The sequence below is a fragment of the Aequorivita xiaoshiensis genome, assembly GCF_022008395.1.
GTDB classification, from domain to species: Bacteria; Bacteroidota; Bacteroidia; order Flavobacteriales; family Flavobacteriaceae; genus Aequorivita; species Aequorivita xiaoshiensis.
Genome location: NZ_JAIRBB010000010.1, coordinates 1 through 20,716, shown reverse-complemented (window position 1 = coordinate 20,716; position 20,716 = coordinate 1). Strand labels below are relative to the sequence as shown.

Below are 20,716 nucleotides of genomic sequence, written 5' to 3'. Positions count from 1 at the left end.
AATCTAACTATTTAGTGTGCTATTTACCAGATTATTAAATTCTCTATGTCTTAATGCTATGTTTGATTTACCACCAGTATTACTGGTTAAAGAATCAGCAAACCTCACATTGACAGAATTGAAAAATAATGTTCTAAAAGCTGTCTTTTTTCTTACTAATTCATCTCTTTGATTATCGGACAATTTAGCAAACGACACAGCTATTACTTCAAAAAGGGCTTTGTTAATTCTTTTGTAATCTTTCTTTTTACAAAATGCAGAATCGCCAAAAATACTACGTGCTGTATCCATAGCTGCCTTAAATCTCAACTCCAAATCTTGCCGTTCTGACTGTGATAAAGTTGCGACCTTATCCAAAGTTCTGTTCATAAATGAATCTAAGTCGTCATCATAGGTATAGTCTGTTTCTTGATTGAACAAATAGAAAGCTAAAAATCTATTTACAAAATCTCTATCCAGCATTCTTTCTGGACTCACTTTTCCTCTTGTTGCTTTTATAAACTCTTGTGATTCTGCAAGATTTTTTAAATAATCTGCTACATCTTGGTGCATAGCGTGCCTTATCTCTTGGTCTGAAAGGCTTAAACCTCCTGTATTAATTCGCTTAAAAATATTAAATATTGCATCATCATCTCCTTCTTCTATAATGTGGCACTGTAATATGGTTTCATTTATTTGACGTTGTTGCGGTCTATCTAAATCATCCCATCCCTTGCCTTCTAATTGTTTAAGAAATTCTAAATCGGTTAGTTTTAGTTCTTTTGTAACCATAAACCTTTTTAAACTTGTTAACCTTTGTAATCCATCTATAACCAGCCATTTATCAGGGTCACTTCCTTCAAAATAAAATACTGGTAATGGAAACCTAATAAGTATCGATTCTATTAGTCTACTCTGTTGTTTGTCTTTCCACAAACCCTCTTTCCGCTGAAACGCAGTTTGTAAGTTTATTTCATTATGATGTATTCTTTCAGCCATAGCATAGATTGGTATAGCCTGCAACCTTACTTTGATATTGTTTGGGTTGAAAGGTTTTTTCATTGCCATTCCAACATCTTCTTGTTCTATGTTTTCGTTATGATCTGACATATCTATGACTTTACAATTTTATGATTAAACTTTCCCAATACGGCTTCTGCTATCATAGCTTCTTTGTACTCTTTTATAAGCTCTATTTCTTTTTGGGCTTTGGTAATGGCTTGGTCTATTTTGGCAGTTTCAGTTTTGATGTGCGAAACGATTTGGGCTTGTTCTTCTTTTGGTGGTAAATAAAGGTAGTAGTTTGAAATATCACCTTTAGTCAAACCTTCTCTTGATGCTCCTTCTATCATATCAATTTGATGTTGAATCCTATCAGATTGTAGTTGTAACATCAAAAACTCTGGAGTTAGAATGTCTAAAATTGGTCTAATTATAGTAACGTGTTGATTAACATTTGCTTCTTCATCAAGAAAATATGTGTAACATCTACCAATTGAACCACCTGTAACATTGATTAATACATCATTCTTTTTCACTTGTGAACCCTTCATTGAAGAATGAATTTCTTCGGTTATATATGCAACATTATCTAAGTACAAACCATCATTGTAAATATTTTGGCTGCGTAAAAACAGTATTCCACTTTTCTTATAAACAGTAGCTCCTCCTTTTGGTGTAACACCACCACCTATTTTAGAAACACAATATTTTATCTTTACCTTTTTACCTTTATTAATTAATAACTTATCAATAACGCTTTGTTTTTGCTCTTTTAGTAAGCCAATAAAGGTTTGCTTCTTTTTAATGAAGTGTTTTATTTTTTTGGATTGTTCTTTTATGTAGGCTACAATTTGGTCTTGCTCTGCTTTGGGTGGTACAGGAGCAGGAATACTAAAAAACTTATCGGAATATAAACGTAATCTACTATCAATAATGCCAAAAGACTTTTTTCTAAACTCCGCTTTCATAAATGCAGTAGAAAACAAATAGCCAAAATAATTAGGGTTGTTGTCTCCTTTAATGCGATACACACAATAGGCAGGACTTGTAATACCATTGTATTTAGAAATACCTAAACTACCATTCCAAGCCAACATAATGTTACTTACCAAATCGTTTTCAGCTACTTTTTTATAGCCTACTAAGGTTTTGGCATTGCTTATAAAATCGGTTTCATTTTCAAGGCTATCTCTTTTTTTGGTAACTCCAGTATAGTGAGAAACAGATAATAATTCTTCTTGTCCTGTTTCGCTTCTTTCATCAATTTCAGCAAAAATATTTTTGATACGCAACCTATTCCAATGCTCTGGAGCTTTAGCTAACCAAGTGGTTTTATATGTTTCTTGTACCATCATTTATGCTTCTACAATTTCTTTTAATAGATGCTCTGTTTCTTCTTCAATCTTAAAAATATCGGCAGATATTTGTTCTAATGCTCTTGGGGCTTTGTGTTTGTAGAAGTATTTGGCAAAGTTTATTTCGTAGCCTATTTTGGTTTCTTTTGGGTTGTACCAAGCATCTTCTGCAAAGGGCAATACCTCTTTTTCAAAAAAGGCATCTATATCTTCTTTTAAAGGGATGTTTTCTTTGTCTTTTAGTGCGGTATCGCTTTTAGGCTTTTTCTTGCTATCTCTTATAATGTTGCCATTTTCATCACGTTGTGGGCGGTGTACGGTTATTTGGCTGTAACCAAAGTCTTCATTATCGAGAATAATGCTGTTTTCGTTGTTTTCAAAGTTTAAAAACAAGTCTGTAATAGTTCTAATATGGGCTGCCGTAAATTCTACACGCTTTTTACCTAAAGGCTTTCGCATTTTACTGTAAAACTGCTCGGTAGTAACGCTTATTAGTTGCAGTTTGCCTTTGCGGTTTTCATCCTTTTTATTGTTCAGAATAAAAATATAAGTAGGAATCCCTGTATTGTAAAATAAGTCGTTAGGCAAAGCAATAATGGCTTCTAATAAGTCATTTTCTAAAAGATACTTGCGTATTTCGGTTTCTCCTTGTCCTGCATCACCAGTAAATAAAGCTGAACCGTTATGTATCGTTGCTGCTCTACTACCTAATGGACTATTCTTTTTTAGTTTAGAAACAATGTTCATTACAAAGAGTAATTGCCCATCATTTATTCTTGGAACACCTACTGTAAAACGTGGGTCTATGATTTCTTTTTTATCGAGAATGGCATCTTTATCTACTTTCCAAGTTTTTCCATACGGTGGATTACTTATCATAAAATCAAACTGTAAGTTTGGAAAACCGTCTTTACTTAATGTAGAGCCAAAAGCAATTTTCTCTGGGTCTTCATCTTTAATCAACATATCTGCTTTACAAATGGCATAGGTTTCAGGGTTTACTTCTTGACCGTATAAATGAAAGGTTGCCTTTGGATTCAAATTTTTAGCAAAATGTTCTGCTTCTGTAAGCATACCACCACTACCGCAAGCTGGGTCGTATATTAAATAGGTTCCGTCTTTAATTTTACCTTTTAAGGGTTCAAAAATTAAATGGGTCATTAACTTAATAATCTCTCTTGGGGTAAAGTGTTCTCCTGCTTCTTCATTGTTTTCTTCATTGAACTTTCGTATCAATTCTTCAAAAACATAGCCCATTCCTAAATTGGTTAAGCCTTCCATAACTACAATACCATCTTTATCAGTAACAGGGTTTGGACTTACATTTATGGTACTGGAACAAAACTTTTCTATTAATGGAAATGTAATGTTTCCTTCTTCTAAAGTTTCTAACTGGTTGCGTAGTTTAAACTTACTAATGATGTCTTGTACATTACTGCTAAACCCATCTAAATAAGTTTCTAAATTCTGGCGGATATTACCCGGTTCGTTTAATAGCCTTTTAAACGTATAGTTAGAGGTATTGTAAAACACATAACCGCTTGTTTTACGAAGTTGAGGCGATTGGTTGTCAATCTTCATTTCGTTTAACTTTTGGTGCATTTCTAATACCTTATCTTTAGTCGGTTCAAGAATGGCATCCAATCTTCTTAATACTGTAAATGGCAAAATAATATCTCTGTATTTACCTCTTGTATATACATCACGTAATACATCATCTGCAATGCTCCAGATAAAATTTACAATAGCGTTATGTTGTGTTTGGTTCATTCTGAATCTTTATTTTTATTGTTTTCTTTAATATCGTTTGTTGCCATTTTTAAAGCTTGCAAAGCTTGTTCTTCATCTGTAACTATCTCCATAATTTGGTCACCCAACCACAAAGCCAATAGTTCCTTTTCATCGGCCTTTAATAGCTCCGCTATTTTTAGCACCTGTTCCCGTTTGGCTCTACGCTCTCCACGTTCAATCTTGCTAAACATAGGGGTGTCAATTTCTAACTGTGCCGAGAGTTGCCGTTGTAATAAACCTTGGCTTTCTCTCAGCTCTTTAATGCGATTGCCTAATTTCATCTGATGATGTCTATTAATTTTTCAATGGTCAGACCTGCCTTTGCCGGCAGGCAGGTGTAATGTCCTTTTGTTTTAAACTATTGATTTTACTACAACAGTTGGACATTTCACGCCTTTTATATTTTGACTTGTCAAATTTTGTCCAATGTAAGAATAATTTGTGAAAAAAGGATAAGGAAAACCGTAAAAAAGGAAAATAAAACAAACAATCTTAACTTACTTATAATCTGTTCATTGAATTAAGGACTTTAAGGAAACCGAGGAAACTAAGGATATTTAATCCTTGATTTCCTCAACATCCTCATTTTCCTCATTAAGGAGATTTAAATAGTTGTCCTGCTGTTCGCGATGAATGAGATTTGCTTTTATAAAGCTTGTAATATAACCTTCAGCTGTTTTTGCTGGAATTTTCAATGCTTTGGCAACTTCTAAATATTTCTGCCGGTTGAAGTGTTTTGGGAGCCTTATACTCCCTCGAAACTGTATAACCATTTACCCTTTGTCTGTCATAAAACAAAGGTAGGTATTTTTAGAAGCTAAAGCGAGATGCACTAAAGTGCATAGTTTTAACTATTTTTGAGACCAATAAAATACGTAGTCTTCTGGCATTACCTTCTAAGTTCCACTTTGCCTGTAATAGCTTATGTACAATCTGGAAGGAAATAAATGTTTTTCCTGTTCCTGTAGCAAGAGTTAATAATATACGCTTATCGCCATCAGCAACATGTTCCATTACTTTATTTACTGCAATCTCTTGATAATAGCGTGGCGCAAAATTTCCTGTAAGTAAAAAAGGAATATCTTTCTAAAAGAAGCAGTTTCTATGAGTTTTTTAGGATCTCATTTTCATTAACTTCCACAAAAAATGAATTATTACTGTAGAGTTCAGAAAACTAGGTCCCTTAAATCAAAACCCTTAAAACACGCTTCTCACATCCAACCCCAAACAATCAATCTACCCTCTACCTTTCTTAATACTTAATCCTACCTACTAAACAACAGACACCACCGCAATCCCCACCCCATTCTGCGCATGCAACAAGTACATCGCCCCATCAACCTCCTGGTAATACCGAATCCCCAATACCGCCAATGGCGTCCCCAATCCCGCAGGGAAACTTGTTGGCGTCATACTCAAACACGTACCCGCAAAGTCTCTGGGCAGCATTTGTGGCTCAGCCATGTGCAGCTGGTACGCCAGAGTCTCAAAATTAAAGTCCAAAACTCCAAAGTGTAGGGCCACATGCGTCGCCCCTGCAATAAAAGAAACCCGATCCATAGAAAACTTCAAAAATTGAAACGTATAAGTGGCCCAATCCATAATAGATTCAAAAGGCAGCACCTGACTTAACACGCAATCTGGCGTATATGTGAAATCTCGAAGCAGGGCTTTTCCGGCATCATGCTCCAATCCCCTAAAAACCTGACGTTTGCCACGAACGTTCACCACATCCAGCGCTTTTATGGCCGTAAACAAAGTCATCAACCGACTATGAAAAAAGGTAAACCTATGGTTGCTATAAAACGGCCGCAAGGCCTCCCTAAATTTCTTATTCACCCGAGAACAATCCCCAAATTCACTCCCATTTTCCCGCACCCTTTGCATGCTCTTTTTAGTTCTAACATCCTTCGAATTAAAACCACCCCCAGCAATACGCGCCACAGGCTTCCCATTCAAAAAATAAAAATTAATCCCGCCAATCGTCCCAACCATCGGAATAATACTCTTTTGCTTTGCCATAACTTCAACGATTTTAAATTAAATTAACCAATCCCAGTATTCAGCATTCAGTCTCCTGTCCTCAGTCCACAGTCCTAAGTCCTCAGTCTCCCATCTCCCGTCTTCCGTCTCCCACACTCCTAACTCATAACCCACACAACTCATAACCCATAACTCATAACCCATAACTCCCATAATTTCAACCACTTACTCCTCCAAATATACACTATATTTCAATACCGCGTATAGCATGGTTATAGCATAGCTATAGTATGGTTATAGCGTGCTTATAACGACCCACATTAAAGTAATACAGCAGGTATATCCATCTAAGACGAATAGTAAATTAAGGATGCATCCAACAAGACAGGGACTAAACCCCGTTAGAACGGCATCAGAAAATAATCGGATAAGGAATGGATACATTCATGGCAACACGTTCCGCAGACCGGAGCATGAGCCGAAATTCGTAGAAATAATGTAATGGGGTACCAATAAAAGCAACTACTTTCCAATACAAAAATTAGCAAAAATATTACCTAGGAGCTCGTCGTTGGAAATTTCCCCGGTGATTTCACCAAAGTAATACAAGGCCTGACGTATATCAATAGCTAATAAATCTCCACTCAGGTTGTTGTCGATACCTTGTTGTACTTTAATTATTTCCTCTAAAGCTTTTAGCATCGAATCGTAATGACGGCTGTTTGTTACAATTGTTTCGTTATTTCGTAGGGCGCCAGTGTTTACAAAATCTAATAGTTTGTTTTGAAGTTCTTCAACCCCAAGATTTGATTTTGCTGAAAGTAATAAAGCGGAAGAGTTGTCAATTTCGCTCAGTGTAACCTTTAGTTTTTGTCTTTCCTCTTCAGAAAGTTTATCGACCTTATTAGCTACAATTATTAAGTTTTTCTGAGGGTATTTGTTTTTGATGGTTTCTATTTCAACTTTGAATTTTGATTTTTGTCCCGAAACCTCAGAATTAAACTTTTCCGAATCGAATAAATAGATAACTACCTGCGCTTGTTCAATTTTCTGAAAGGTTTTTTGAATTCCTAAGCCTTCAATTGTATCAGTTGTTTCGCGTATTCCTGCCGTGTCTATAAATCTAAAACCAATTCCGCCAATGGTAATTTCATCTTCAATAGTATCGCGGGTGGTACCTGCAATGTCGCTAACGATGGCTCTTTCTTCGTTTAGTAATGCATTCAATAAAGTTGATTTCCCAACATTAGGCTCCCCAACAATCGCAACAGGAATACCATTTTTAAGTACATTTCCTGTGGCAAACGAATCTATAAGTCGTTTAAGAACGTGAGTAATTTTAGAAATTAGCTTTTGGAAGTCCTCACGATTTGCGAACTCTACATCTTCTTCAGCAAAATCTAATTCTAATTCAATTAAGGACGCAAAATTTAGAAGCTCTTCTCGAAGTCGTTTAATTTCAGAAGAGAAACCGCCACGCATTTGCTGTATTGCTAGTTGATGACTAGCAGCACTATCACTCGCAATAAGGTCGGCAACGGCTTCGGCTTGACTTAAATCCATTTTTCCGTGGAGAAATGCTCTTAAGGTAAATTCCCCAGCCTGAGCCATTCGACATCCTTTACGAAGACATAGTTGAATAATTTCCTGCTGGATGTAATTACTACCGTGACAAGAAATTTCAATCACATCTTCTCCTGTATAACTATTTGGGTTTTTAAAAATTGAAACTAGAACTTCGTCTATTATTTTTTCACCATCCTTAATATGCCCTAAGTGTACAGTATGCGTTTTCTGTTCTGCTAGGGACTTACCCGAAACTGATGTAAAAATAGATGAAGCTATAGGAATAGCCTCAGGTCCTGAAAGCCTTAAAACAGCAATTGCTCCCGCACCAGCCGGAGTTGCCATTGCAACAATAGTATCTGTGTGTGTCATTGAGGCAAAGGTAAGATATAGTTTGATAAAACTTCAATCTTAAGTGGTGTTGAATTAAGCTTATAAATTATCCGAATTCAATTTTCCGTATGCTTATAAAATGATAGTAAGTAAGTAAGAAAGTAAATAAACAAAAAACGCCTACCAAACCGGTAGACATTCTTTAATTTTCTTCTAGCCTCTAGCCTCTAGCCTCTAGTTATTCAACATAACCGGCATTACAAGCATAGTAACTGTTTCACCTTCGTCCAATCCATCAACAGGAGTAAGAATTCCTGCGCGGTTAGGAAGGCTCATTGCCAAAGAAACTTCGTCACTAGTTAGGTTGTTTAGCATTTCTGTTAAGAAACGACTGTTAAACCCAATTTGCATATCGTCTCCTTGGTAATCACAAGTTAAGCGCTCTTCTGCTTTATTGCTGTAATCGATATCTTCAGCTGAAATATTCAACTCTGCACCTGCAATTTTTAAACGAATCTGGTGGGTTGTTTTACTTGAGAAAATAGAAACTCTTCGAACTGAATTCAGAAATTGATTTCTATCAATTACCAGTTTGTTTGGATTCTCTTTTGGAATTACCGCTTCGTAATTTGGATATTTCCCGTCGATTAAACGACATACCATTTCGATGTTTTCGAATATAAACTTAGCGTTGCTTTCGTTGTATTCAATAATAACATCTTCCTCACTACCTGCAAGTATGCTTTTAAGAAGGTTTAGAGGTTTCTTAGGCATAATGAACTCGGCAGTTTGCGAAGCGCTTAAATCGTCGCGAGTGTATTTTACTAGTTTGTGAGCATCTGTTGCTACAAAAACTAAATTCTCTGTTGAAAACTGAAAGAAAACACCGCTCATTACTGGACGAAGATCATCATTTCCTGAAGCAAAAATAGTTTTGCTAATTGCAGTAGCTAATACATCTCCTTGTACTACTGTAGATGAAGGATCTTTTAACTCTACTGCATTTGGAAATTCCTCACCACTTACGTAAGCCACAGCATATTTACCGTGATTTGAGCTGATTTCGATAGTGTTGTTGTCTTCAACAGTAAACGTTAACGGCTGCTCTGGAAATGTTTTTAAAGTATCTAATAACAGTCTTGCAGGAATACAAACCATTCCTTTTTCTGTGCTTTCAACTTCTAGTTTTGAAGATACTGTAGTTTCTAAATCTGATGCAGAAACGGTAAGGCTCTTGTTGTCTAGATCGAAAAGGAAATTATCTAAAATAGGCAAAGTGTTATTGCTATTGATAATTCCGCCTAAAACTTGCAGTTGTTTTAATAAATACGAACTCGATACGATGAATTTCATTATATGTGTTTTTTATGAAATAATTTTTAATAATACTCTTCAGTAAAATAACAAACAACAAAAATGAAGGGGTGTTGAGCTAGTAAAGCTCATTATTGTTACAACCTATTCATTCTAGTTAAAGAGCATTTCTACAGAGCTCGACTTAAATCTCTTAAATTTTTTTATTCCAAAACAATTAAGGTTGCTGAGCCTGTCGAACCACAAATATATTTCAATTGAAGTGTTTGTTAAAACAAACTTATCAACATTTAGCGAGTGTAATGACGTTTGCGGAAGTAGTGGAATGCAATTCCAAAAAGAGCGAGTAAGGCCAACGGTAACAATAAGTTAAGGGTTTGCCACTTCCCACGCTGTTCACTAACTTTTTGAGGGTCTAGAAAAGGAACCGCAATTTGCCTTGTTCGAATGTTTATAAGTCCGTTGTCGTCAAGAAGGTAATTGACGGTATTCAGCAAAAATTCCTTATTTCCGTAGAAAGAACTCGTCATTTTATCAAAGCCTAATTCCAAAGGACGATTGCCTTGCATTTGGTTTTTAATGATATCGCCATCGCTAATTACCACCATTTTTGATGGCTTGCCGTCGTCTATATTTTTAATGCCGGAAAGTTTTATTGGTTTCACTCGGTTTTTATATACCGAATTGAAATTTCCTTCCAACAAGACAGCCAAAGGAATTTCTCCGCCATTGTATTCTTGCATATTTGGTCCCTCATTAATTATTTGAAGGTTCTTAGGTATTTCAACGTCAAAATCAATAGGGAAGGGGAGTCCTACAGTTTTTGATATAGGTGAAGTAGAAAGTAAAACGGTTTTTTTAATTGAGTTTGGAAGCGTGTCTATAGCACTCGCAAAATCAAATTTTACAGCTTCAATATTGGTCACAATAGGGTGATTGTTTGCACTGCTTGTCAACGGACTAAAAAACCAAGGATACCTGTTAAATTGCGATTCGCGTTCTTCACCACTAGCCAAAACAATAGGAGCCGAATAAACATCTTTTACAAGGTTTGGATTTACACGAATCCCGTAACTAAAAAAGAAATCGTTTAGGTTTAAATCCCTTCCAAAAGCGAAGTTATTTCCCGAAATCGTATCTCTGTGCATTTGAGTGGCATCCATTAACCAAATAGATTTCCCGCCATTCATTGTGTATTGGTCCAAAATGTATTTTTCAGCATCGGTAAATGGCTCTGTAGGTTGTGCTGAAATAACCAAATCGAAGTTGTTTAATGCTTTTAGTGTCTTCTCCGGATTGGTAGCAACAGAATCTAATGTGAAAGGAGCTATAAAGTAATAATCTCTTAAAGTTGAAAAGAAGTCTGCAATGTAGCGGTCGTCATATTGTCCGTTACCCTTAAGTACGGCTACTTTTTTAGACTTATCTTGAGCTAACTTTTTAAAACCGTCTACAAAAGCATATTGAAGGTTTTGTAAGGAACTATTTACTCTTTCTTCTGAAGTAGCTCCTAGTTGATTTTTTAACAAACCAATTTTAACCGATTTCCCGTTGTGATGCGCTAATGCCCACGGATAAACAAGTTCTGTGCTTTGTTTACCGCTTTCTGTTACAGAAACTTGAGCAGCGGTAAGTCCAAATTTTTCAAATTGAAGTTGAAACTCTTCATTTCCTTCTTCATTTGGGTTTACAAATTCAAACTTAATATTGGGATTATAGGCTTTAAATTCGTCTAAAAGTTGCTCGGTTTCTAACTGTAAACGTCTAAATTCTGGAGGAAAATTTCCTTTTAGAAAAACATCGATTATTAATGGAGATTCTACTTGGTCGATGATTTCTTTAGTTTCTTCAGCTAAAGTAAAACGCTTGTCTTGAGTAAGATCAAAACGTTTGTAAACATAACCTCCTAGAATATTTACAAGTACAACTCCTGCAATTAAAAGCGCTAAGGAAACGATAGTATTTTTTGTAGATGTTTTCATTATTGTTTCTTCAATTTTAAAACTGTTAAAGCAATAAAAAACACGGTAACACTCAAGAAATATATTAAATCTCGTGTGTCTAAGACGCCTCGTGCTACGCTGTCAAAATGTGCTTTCATTCCTAATTGAGAAATATTAAAAGTTGTGGTAGAGAAACCTTCAAACCCATAATAAAGTGTGAAACATAAAAAAACAGCAATTATAAAAGCGACAATTTGATTTTGTGAAAGCGTTGATGAAAATACACCTATAGCAGTATAAGCGAACACTAAAAATAATAGTCCAAGATAAGACCCCAGGGTGCTACCCACATCCCAATTTCCAGGAGGATTCCCTAGTTCGGAAATTGCAAATACGTATAATATTGTTGGAATTAGTGCGATAAAAATAAGTATAACGGCTCCAAAATACTTCCCTAATACTATTTGTAAAAGTGAAATTGGTTTGGTAAGTAAAAGTTCGAGTGTCCCCATTTTCATTTCATCGCTAAAAGCACGCATACACACTGCGGGAATTAAGAAAAGTAACACCCAAGGTGCAAGCTCGAAAAACGGAGAAAGATCTGCAAAGCCTGAATCTGGAATATTAAAATTCCCGCTAAAAACCCATAAAAATAAGCCGTTAATCACCAAGAAAATGGCAATCACCAAATACCCAATGGTACTAGAAAAGAATGAATTTATTTCGCGTTTTATGATTGGTATCATTATCTAAAGACGAATTCTCGCCAAGGTTTTTAATTTTTCAAACTACAAACTTACAACAGTATCTACACTCCAAGCTTCAGCTCGTTTTCTAAACATAGGTTTTGTTACACTCCAAACCCCTTTAAAAAGTTCACTTTTGCGGTAGTTTTCTAAATCTGATTCATCTTTCCAACGGCTGTAAGTAAAAAAGATTGTTTCATCGTTCTTATCGTTGTAAAGTTCAAGAAAAGTACATCCAGGAAAATTCCTGATTTTTTCCTTTACTTCTTCAAAATTTGAAAGGAATGGGGCTACGTTTTCTTTTTCTAACTCTAATTTTACGATTCTTGTAAACATATTCTTTAATTATAGTATGAGCAGACTTGGCTCAAAAGCAATTTTAATATTTATATAGCAACCACTATACTATTTTATAATATCATAGTTTTGGCGTGAAAATCACAGTGATTGTATCTCTAAAATCAAGTCCGAATAAACTTGAAGCACCGCCAACTGTTGTTAGATTACTCTTATAAATAGCCAACTCCAAACAGTTAGATGAATTCCAAAGCGCTATTCTTTTTCCATCTTCTTCTCGTTTTTCAGGTGGGGCATCAAAATTTATAGCATCGCTATAATTTCTATGAATTTTATCGAATTTTACTGTACGGGCTTGAATTATAAAATCTCTTCCTCTTCCTACTTCTTCAAAAAGCTTTCTGTCTATATTTGTAATTACATTGCCATAATTGTCGATATAAATTACATTTCCAATTATCTGACTGCTTTGGTTGCTTGTAACTGGGCGAATGCCTGTTAACTCTTTAGTTTCAGTAATAGGTTTGCCAATTACTTCTAGAGTTCCACCACGCGCAATATGTCCAGCAACCTTAACGAAAACATCTAAAACAGGAAAATTACTAGTAAATCTATCGTGTATGTTTATTTCAACAATTTTTTCTGGTCGCACTTCGGAAGTTAGCATCGATATAATGCCATTGTCTGCACAAATAAAATAATGTCCATCCAAATAAACCGCTATATGTTTATTTTCAGGATTTAATTCTGAATCAACACCAATTACGTGAATACTCCCTTTTGGGAAACTTTTGTAAGCGTTTTTAATGATGTATGCAGCTTCGTGTAGGTGGAACGGTGAAATGTAATGGGAGATATCAACAATATTTACATTTTCAATTTCTGAAAAAATAGCTCCCTTTACCGCACCAACAAAGTGATCCTTCTGTCCAAAGTCTGTTGTTAGTGTAATTATAGCCATAAATGAATTGTTGATATTTTCTTAAAAGAATAACCACAAAAATAAGTTACTTTTGTTAGTACCAAAACTATTTTTGATTAATAAAAATATATTGCGCCATAACAATTTTAATGGCTTTAATTTTAATGATTTATTACAGTTTGATGTAAAATAGAATAACTTCTAACATAATAAATCTAACGACTAAAAAAATGCCTTTTGAACGAACTCATTATAGAACTTACAGAAATTAGCCCAAAGGATTTCTTCGGCCAGGAAGATGTTAATATTGGTCTATTAAAAAAATACTTTCCAAAACTTAAAATTGTAGCACGTGGCAATAAGATAAAAGCTTACGGTGATGAAGAGGTGCTCGAAGAGTTTGATCGCCGCATTGCAATGCTATTAGAACAATACGTCAAGTATAATAAAATTGACGAAAACGTAATTGAGCGTGTTCTTTTAAGTAAGAATAAACAAGAATATGAAGCACCCCAGGGTAGTGGCGGCACTATTGTTCACGGTGTTAATGGAAAACCTATTAAAGCGCAAACTGCAAATCAACGTAAATTGGTTTCTTTAATGAGTAAAAACGATATGGTTTTTGCTGTTGGTCCTGCGGGAACGGGGAAAACCTATACAGGTGTGGCACTAGCTGTAAAAGCTCTTAAGGAGAAAGAAGTAAAGCGTATTATCTTAACAAGACCAGCCGTTGAAGCAGGGGAGAACCTAGGTTTTTTACCAGGGGACTTAAAAGAAAAGTTAGATCCATATATGCAACCGTTATACGATGCTCTTCGCGATATGATTCCTATGGAAAAGCTTACGGCACATATTGAAAACGGAATTATACAAATAGCACCATTGGCCTTTATGCGTGGTAGAACTTTAGACAATGCTTTTGTAATTCTCGATGAAGCACAAAACTCTACGCATGCCCAAATGAAAATGTTCTTAACGCGTATGGGTAAAAATGCCAAGTTTATGATTACTGGCGACCCTGGACAAATTGATCTTCCACGACGTATAACTTCCGGTTTAAAAGAGGCATTACTTGTATTGAAAGATGTTGAAGGCGTTGGAATGATCTATTTGGATGATAAAGATGTGATTAGACACCGTCTAGTAAAAGAAGTAATTGCTGCGTACAAAAAAATTGAAAACGTAGATTAATAAAAAAAACACATTAACTCTCGAATTAACGAAATAACAAATCCCGAATTCTTACTAACAATGAGTAATACAATAACTTCAACAAACTTCAATTTTCCAAATCAGAAAAGTGTTTACCACGGAAAAGTACGAGAGGTTTATACTTTAGAGAACAACTTATTATTAATGGTCGCAACAGACAGACTTAGTGCTTTTGATGTGGTTATGCCAAAAGGAATTCCTTACAAAGGTCAAATTTTAAATCAGATAGCTACTAAGATGATGCGCGATACTGAAGACCTTGTTCCTAATTGGTTAATAGCAACTCCAGATCCTAATGTTGCTATTGGGGAAGCTTGCGAACCTTTTAAGGTTGAAATGGTTATTAGAGGTTATATGAGTGGCCACGCTGCTCGCGAGTATAAAGCAGGAAAAAGATTACTTTGCGGAGTTGAGATGCCTGAAGGGATGAAGGAAAACGATAAGTTTCCAGAACCAATAATTACTCCTGCTACTAAAGCTGAAATGGGAGACCACGATGAAGATATTTCAAGAGAAGATATCATTAAAAAGGGAATTGTTTCAGAAGAAGATTACATCCAATTAGAAGATTATACACGTAAACTTTTTAAACGTGGTAGCGAAATTGCATCTAAAAGAGGATTGATATTAGTAGATACTAAATATGAATTCGGAAAAACTAAAGATGGAAAAATCGTTTTGATAGACGAAATCCATACTCCAGATTCTTCTCGTTATTTTTATGCTGAAGGGTATGAAGAACGTCAAAAAAATGAAGAGCCACAAAAACAACTTTCAAAAGAATTTGTGCGTCAATGGCTAATTCAGAATGGATTTCAGGGGCTTGAAGGTCAAAAATTACCTGAGATGAGTGATGAGTATATCGAGTCTGTTTCTGAAAGATATATTGAGCTTTACGAAAATATTACTGGTGAAAAGTTTGTAAAAGCAGATGTGTCGAACATCCAAGAACGTATAGAAAAAAATGTATTGGATTATTTAAAGAAATAAATCACAACTACTATAAATGTTTCGAAAGCAACCATTCTTTATGGTTGCTTTTTTATTTGGAAGTAGTTTGTGAGTTAAACCTGTGAATATAACCTAAGCTCATTTCGGTAAAATCGGCTTGCCCAAGATTAGAGTTGAGATGTGCGCCAATAAAGAAGTTATTTTTTGGAGATTTTTCCATTCCTAAAAAATAATATTTTAAACCCAATCTAGAAGAAACGCGGTATTTATTCTTGAATTTACTGTTTAACTCACCCAAAACCCATGATTTAGGTATTTCACGAGGGGTTTTATCCCAGCCTTCATTAATCCGCCATTCGGCTTTATATGCTGGTTTGTGTAGATTGTAACCTAGCTGTAAATCGATTCCAAAATGATTTAATAATACTTCACCGTGTAATACTACTCCGAAGTTACTGGCGTAATACACAGGGTTACTTCTAAAATAATCAAATTCTCTTCCTGGCTGTACTAAGGATTCTTCTCCTTTTATATAGTCGTAATAATGTTGGTAAAAACGATAGTAAAACCCAATTCCCACCTTAAATGTATTGTTATACACTTTTCCATACTCACCTGCTATGGTGTAAACATTTTTTTTGTCGTTAAAGGCTAAGGCAAAAACGTTCTGACCAATTCCACTACGTATAGAAATGTACTCATAAACCGAATTTTTATACTCAGGAATATTTTCAACCTTATTTTCTTCCGATTTATTTAATGGATTTTTAATGTCTGCAGAAAGACTTAATAAGAATGAATTAAATCCGTTATTCATCAATCGAGTATGCCCATTGGAGTGATGTGAATATCCTAATCCTGCGCGCCAATCTACTTTTTTAGTAGAAAGAAAATGATAATTTAGATATAGTCGAAACGCCCACGTAATATTTGTACTAACCGCACGATTATTAGGACTAGTAACTTCATTAAATTTTTCAGTGAAATAAGAAACTCCTAATCCAGTTAATACCTTAAAACGATTACTTCCAAAAGCATTAAACTCAATAAAAGGCATGCCAATGATGGCTATCCCTAAGCTGTCAACATTTCCAAAGTCGGTAATACCAACCGACAACCCAGTTTTTGGTCTTTTTAACCTTTGTGCCCATTGCTGTGGATTGTTACCGTGATCTCGACCAAAACTTAAAATAAGTTGCTTCTGAAGATTTATTTCAGGGAAACCATCGTAAGCTTCCATTGTTTTTCCGAAAAGCATTTCAGGAGTAAATATGAACGCATTTTTTTTCCAATCACCTTTAGTTTGCGCAAAGCTTAAAGAAGATATTATTAGCAATAAAAAGGTTAGTTGTCTGCTCATTTGCAATTGCAAGTAACAATTTCCGAATTAATTATAAAAATATTAATCATAAATTAGCTGAAATTATAATTATACAATTTGGAAAAGTTAGATAGTTTTATTGCAGACATGTCTTCTATAGCCTGGGGTTTACCACTTTTAATCATTTTAATAGGAGGTGGAATATATCTTTTAATTCGAATTCGATTTTTACCATTTCGATACCTAGGACATGCAATTTCAGTGCTTCGTGGAAAATATGATGATGAAAATGACGAGGGAGAAATCACACATTTCCAAGCTTTAATGACGGCTTTATCTTCAACAGTAGGAATGGGGAATATTGCAGGTGTTGCAGTTGCAATTGCAATTGGTGGACCTGGAGCTGTATTTTGGATGTGGGTAAGTGCTGTAATTGGGATGTCGACTAAATTTTTCACAGCAACATTAGCAATTCTCTACCGCGGAAAAGATTCAGAAGGAAAGGTTCAAGGTGGGCCAATGTATTTTATAATCGAAGGATTAGGAAAAAAATGGATGCCAATGGCAATGTTATTTAGTATAGCGGGATTAGTTGGGGCATTACCAGTTTTTAATGTAAACCAATTAACACAAGCTATAAACGATATCCTATTAAAACCGGCCGGTCTTTATAGCGGTTTTAAAACCGATTTACTTATAGGTTTAGTGTTGGCTGCAATAACAGCTGTGGTTATTCTAGGCGGACTTTCACGTATTAGCAAAACTGCTTCAAAAATGGTGCCTGCTATGGTTTTGCTTTACTTTATATTAGTGCTGATAATATTAGGGGTTAATATTGATGTAGTTCCAAAATATTTAAGTCTAATTTTTACTGATGCTTTTTCCGCAAATTTCTATAAAGGCGATACATTTTTAGGTGGTTTAGTAGGTGGAATAATTCTGTTAGGAATTCGTCGTGGTGCATTTTCAAATGAAGCGGGTATTGGTACGGCTCCGATGGCTCACGGAGCAGCTAAAACAAATGAGCCTATTCGTGAGGGGTTAGTAGCTATGCTTGGCCCAGCTATAGACACTTTAGTAATCTGTACGTTAACTGCACTAGCAATTTTAGTAACCGGGGTGTGGCAGAGTAGCGATGCTAATGGAGTAAGTTTGACAGCTTCCGCTTTTGGAGAAAGTATTCCTTACGTCGGTAAATACGCACTCTTAGCATGTATTGCAGTGTTTAGTATTTCTTCTTTGTTTTCATACTCATACTATGGAAGCAAGTGTATGAGTTTTATATTCGGCGCTAAAAACAAAGGGATTTACAACTATTTTTATATAATCAGTATTCTATTAGGGGCAACGACTTCTTTAAGTATGATGATTAATTTAATCGATACTTTTTTTGCACTTATGGCTATCCCTACAATGACGGCTACTATTATACTAGCTCCAAAAGTAATAAAGCAAGCTAAAATTTACTTTTCGAAATTGAAAGATGCTAAAAACAAATAAGAACGAATAAAACGACCTTCAATTGATAATGTTATTGAAGGTCGTTTTTTTATGTATCAACAAATAAACTTCTTGTTGGAAATTAAGAGGATGTAATTACCTAGTCAAAATAGCTAAACGTTTCTCCGTCTTTAATTTTTAAAAGTGATTCGTAAATAAGCTTAATTACATTCTCTACATCATCTTTATGAACCATTTCCACAGTGGTATGCATATATCGAAGCGGAAGAGATATTAATGCACTTGCAACTCCTTCGTTACTGTAAGCAAACGCATCAGTGTCAGTTCCTGTTGCTCTAGAAAGTGCAGCTCGTTGGAATGGAATTTTGTTTTCTTCTGCTGTTTCAACAATTAAGTCACGTAGTTTTTGCTGAACTGCTGGAGCATAAGCGATAACAGGACCAGATCCAATTTCGGCAAAACCTTGTTTCTTTTTGTCAATCATTGGAGTAGTGGTGTCGTGAGTAACGTCTGTAACAATCGCAACATTTGGTTTAATGCGTTCAGCAATCATTTGTGCCCCGCGTAAACCTATTTCTTCTTGTACAGAGTTTGTAATATAAAGTCCGAATGGCAATTCTTTTTTGTTTTCGTGTATTAATCTTGCAACTTCTGCAATCATAAAACCACCCATTCTATTGTCTAATGCGCGACAAACAAATTTGTTATTGTTTAAAATGTGAAATTCATCTGGGTAGGTAATTACACAACCAACGTGAATTCCCATTTTTTCAACTTCATCTTTGTCTTTAGCTCCTACATCAATGAATATATTATCTGGTTTTGGAGCTTCTTCCTTGCTTTTATTTCGCGTGTGAATAGCAGGCCAACCAAATACTCCTTTTACAATTCCATTTTTAGTGTGAATATTCACCATTTTAGAAGGTGCAATTTGGTGATCACTACCACCATTTCTAATCACATAAAGTAATCCGTTATCGTCAATGAAGTTTACATACCAAGAAATCTCATCGGCATGTCCTTCAATAACCACCTTAAACTTTGCTTTTGGATTAATTACAGCCACTGCTGAACCGTAGGTATCAGTAAAAAACTCATCTACATAAGGTTTTAGATAATTCATCCATAACTTTTGACCGTCCCATTCATAACCAGTAGGCGCGGCATTGTTTAAGTATTCTTTTAAAAATTTTAATGAATTGTCGTTCAATATTGATTTCTTCATAGTTTTCGTCTTATATATAGGTCTTCGGTAAAATTAGCAATTTCTTATTAAGCTTGACCAAGCAATTTGCTTAATTTTGGAACGTTTTTGGATAATAGTAGCTTACTATATTAATACCTAATTTGAATGAAGTTTAGAATACCTATATATATATGTATACTCCTTTTTGGATTCACATCTACTTTTGCCCAAGTTGATACTCTTAAGCTCGAAAAAGAAAAAGATACCGTACAGGTTATGTACTATATCATAGAAGGAGATACAATTGCGCGTGAAATGATTAACCTCGATGAGGTGTATTTGCTGAAGAAAATGCAATTTACTTCTAAAGAAGATAGAATGCGTTATTTGATATTACGACGAAAAACACGTAAAGTGTACCCTTATGCTAAACTAGCTGCTGAGCGATTAACAACAATGAAAGAAAGATTAAAGACAATCGAAAAGAATAGAGACAAGAAACGATATACTAAAAGAATTCAAAAATATATAGAAGGAGAGTTTTCTGATAGGTTGAAAAAACTTACTCATTCAGAGGGGCAAATACTAGTTAAGCTTATCCATAGACAAACGGGAACTACTGCTTTTGATCTTGTAAAAGAATTACGAACTGGATGGCGAGCCTTTTGGTATAATACCACCGCTAGTTTTTTTGAAATATCCTTAAAAGAGGAATACAACCCATTTGAAGTAGAGGAGGACTACCTAATTGAAGATATATTAGAGCGCTCTTTCCGAGACTATATCCTGGAAAGACAGGAGCCAGCTTTCCCAATTGATTTCTCTGAATTAAGCACGCACTGGAGTAAAGGTGCTGTTAATAAATAAGTTAGGTTTTTATTGCATAGAAGTTACAATGATAGTAAGTTTGTAATTCGCTCTTTTTTTCTAAGCTAGTTAATGTGCTTTTAGAGATAATTTATAGTTGTTTTAAGCAATAGTAATTATTTAATTGGTGGTAGGTTTTGCATTACAAAGCAACTGGAATATACATCAAGGTAAAATACTGATAATTTATTTTTAATCTAAGTGTTGCTTTTTCAAATACTTAGATATTATTATTAAGTAGGCATTAAAAAAAGTTTAAATTAATGTTGTGGGGTTAAAAAACGGGGTTATATTTGCACCCGCTTAACGAAACAGAATTGCTTGTTTCAGGGGTTAAAAACTCGCTCTTTAAAATTTTATAAAAATACTTTTTCAAAAGTGTTGCGGGTATGAAAAATGGTTTTATATTTGCACCCCGCTTTGGAAAACGTTTTTTTTAGTTTTAGGGTGAAGCGTAAAAGTTCTTTCAAATCTTTTTTAATTTATT

The 20,716-nt window shown here is 34.9% G+C and carries 18 protein-coding genes and 1 pseudogene; 4 read left to right on the top strand and 15 right to left on the bottom strand.

All coding sequences use genetic code 11. From position 1 onward, the window contains the following. Nucleotides 1-3 precede the first annotated feature (3 nt). The 13 genes and pseudogenes from K8344_RS10885 to K8344_RS10825 form a co-directional block, all read right to left on the bottom strand. Nucleotides 4-1,089: a DUF262 domain-containing protein gene (locus K8344_RS10885; protein WP_237608720.1), complete on the bottom strand. Its 1,086-nt coding sequence runs from the start codon at nucleotides 1,087-1,089 to the stop codon at nucleotides 4-6. A 2-nt stretch (nucleotides 1,090-1,091) separates the two neighbouring features. Further along, nucleotides 1,092-2,336, bottom strand: coding sequence for a restriction endonuclease subunit S (locus K8344_RS10880; protein WP_237608719.1), 1,245 nt, complete (start codon nucleotides 2,334-2,336; stop codon nucleotides 1,092-1,094). After that, nucleotides 2,337-4,106, bottom strand: coding sequence for a type I restriction-modification system subunit M (locus tag K8344_RS10875; RefSeq protein WP_237608718.1), 1,770 nt, complete (start codon nucleotides 4,104-4,106; stop codon nucleotides 2,337-2,339). Continuing rightward, nucleotides 4,103-4,408 carry a helix-turn-helix domain-containing protein gene (locus K8344_RS10870; RefSeq protein ID WP_237608717.1) on the bottom strand — a complete coding sequence of 102 codons (306 nt, stop codon included), beginning with the start codon at nucleotides 4,406-4,408 and terminating at the stop codon, nucleotides 4,103-4,105. The genes K8344_RS10875 and K8344_RS10870 overlap by 4 nt, the downstream gene beginning before the upstream one ends. Nucleotides 4,409-4,684: 276 nt before the next feature. Further along, nucleotides 4,685-4,900, bottom strand: a complete 216-nt coding sequence (locus K8344_RS10865) for a hypothetical protein (RefSeq protein ID WP_237608716.1) — start codon at nucleotides 4,898-4,900, stop codon at nucleotides 4,685-4,687. An 85-nt stretch (nucleotides 4,901-4,985) separates the two neighbouring features. Further along, nucleotides 4,986-5,207: pseudogene (locus K8344_RS10860) on the bottom strand (DEAD/DEAH box helicase family protein); the annotation flags it as partial. Nucleotides 5,208-5,399: 192 nt separating this feature from the next. Next, nucleotides 5,400-6,149 (bottom strand): hypothetical protein, encoded by a 750-nt coding sequence (locus K8344_RS10855; RefSeq protein ID WP_237608714.1) that lies wholly within the window; start codon nucleotides 6,147-6,149, stop codon nucleotides 5,400-5,402. Nucleotides 6,150-6,632: 483 nt separating this feature from the next. Beyond that, nucleotides 6,633-8,048, bottom strand: a complete 1,416-nt coding sequence (mnmE, locus tag K8344_RS10850) for a tRNA uridine-5-carboxymethylaminomethyl(34) synthesis GTPase MnmE (RefSeq protein WP_237608713.1) — start codon at nucleotides 8,046-8,048, stop codon at nucleotides 6,633-6,635. 195 nt (nucleotides 8,049-8,243) lie between these two features. Continuing rightward, nucleotides 8,244-9,362 carry a DNA polymerase III subunit beta gene (gene dnaN, locus K8344_RS10845; protein WP_165149536.1) on the bottom strand — a complete coding sequence of 373 codons (1,119 nt, stop codon included), beginning with the start codon at nucleotides 9,360-9,362 and terminating at the stop codon, nucleotides 8,244-8,246. Nucleotides 9,363-9,613: 251 nt separating this feature from the next. Beyond that, nucleotides 9,614-11,305, bottom strand: a complete 1,692-nt coding sequence (gldG, locus tag K8344_RS10840) for a gliding motility-associated ABC transporter substrate-binding protein GldG (RefSeq protein WP_237608712.1) — start codon at nucleotides 11,303-11,305, stop codon at nucleotides 9,614-9,616. Continuing rightward, on the bottom strand, nucleotides 11,305-12,012 hold the full coding sequence (gene gldF / locus K8344_RS10835) for a gliding motility-associated ABC transporter permease subunit GldF (RefSeq protein ID WP_139856731.1): 708 nt from the start codon (nucleotides 12,010-12,012) through the stop codon (nucleotides 11,305-11,307). Before gldF ends, gldG begins: the two co-directional genes overlap by 1 nt. 42 nt (nucleotides 12,013-12,054) lie before the next feature. Further along, nucleotides 12,055-12,348 (bottom strand): putative quinol monooxygenase, encoded by a 294-nt coding sequence (locus tag K8344_RS10830; protein ID WP_237608711.1) that lies wholly within the window; start codon nucleotides 12,346-12,348, stop codon nucleotides 12,055-12,057. Between the two features lie 82 nt (nucleotides 12,349-12,430). Next, nucleotides 12,431-13,270: an SAM hydrolase/SAM-dependent halogenase family protein gene (locus K8344_RS10825; RefSeq protein ID WP_237608710.1), complete on the bottom strand. Its 840-nt coding sequence runs from the start codon at nucleotides 13,268-13,270 to the stop codon at nucleotides 12,431-12,433. 198 nt (nucleotides 13,271-13,468) lie between these two features. Here K8344_RS10825 and K8344_RS10820 point away from each other — a divergent pair, with 198 nt between their 5' ends. Together K8344_RS10820 and K8344_RS10815 are read left to right on the top strand one after the other, a co-directional pair. After that, nucleotides 13,469-14,422, top strand: a complete 954-nt coding sequence (locus K8344_RS10820; protein ID WP_185098028.1) for a PhoH family protein — start codon at nucleotides 13,469-13,471, stop codon at nucleotides 14,420-14,422. A 60-nt stretch (nucleotides 14,423-14,482) separates the two neighbouring features. After that, entirely contained in the window at nucleotides 14,483-15,433 is a 951-nt protein-coding gene (locus K8344_RS10815; RefSeq protein WP_237608709.1) for a phosphoribosylaminoimidazolesuccinocarboxamide synthase, read from the top strand. 52 nt (nucleotides 15,434-15,485) lie between these two features. On the opposite strand, the gene K8344_RS10810 is transcribed toward K8344_RS10815, so the two are convergent. Then, complete coding sequence (locus K8344_RS10810) at nucleotides 15,486-16,754, bottom strand: acyloxyacyl hydrolase (protein ID WP_237608708.1); 1,269 nt, start codon at nucleotides 16,752-16,754, stop codon at nucleotides 15,486-15,488. Nucleotides 16,755-16,832: 78 nt separating this feature from the next. Here K8344_RS10810 and K8344_RS10805 point away from each other — a divergent pair, with 78 nt between their 5' ends. After that, nucleotides 16,833-18,215 carry an alanine/glycine:cation symporter family protein gene (locus tag K8344_RS10805; protein WP_237608707.1) on the top strand — a complete coding sequence of 461 codons (1,383 nt, stop codon included), beginning with the start codon at nucleotides 16,833-16,835 and terminating at the stop codon, nucleotides 18,213-18,215. Nucleotides 18,216-18,315: 100 nt separating this feature from the next. Here K8344_RS10805 and K8344_RS10800 read toward each other — a convergent pair whose 3' ends face one another. Continuing rightward, on the bottom strand, nucleotides 18,316-19,401 hold the full coding sequence (locus K8344_RS10800) for a M42 family metallopeptidase (RefSeq protein WP_237608706.1): 1,086 nt from the start codon (nucleotides 19,399-19,401) through the stop codon (nucleotides 18,316-18,318). Nucleotides 19,402-19,527: 126 nt separating this feature from the next. On the opposite strand from K8344_RS10800, the gene K8344_RS10795 reads away from it, so the two are divergent. After that, on the top strand, nucleotides 19,528-20,229 hold the full coding sequence (locus tag K8344_RS10795; RefSeq protein WP_237608705.1) for a DUF4294 domain-containing protein: 702 nt from the start codon (nucleotides 19,528-19,530) through the stop codon (nucleotides 20,227-20,229). Nucleotides 20,230-20,716: the final 487 nt, after the last annotated feature.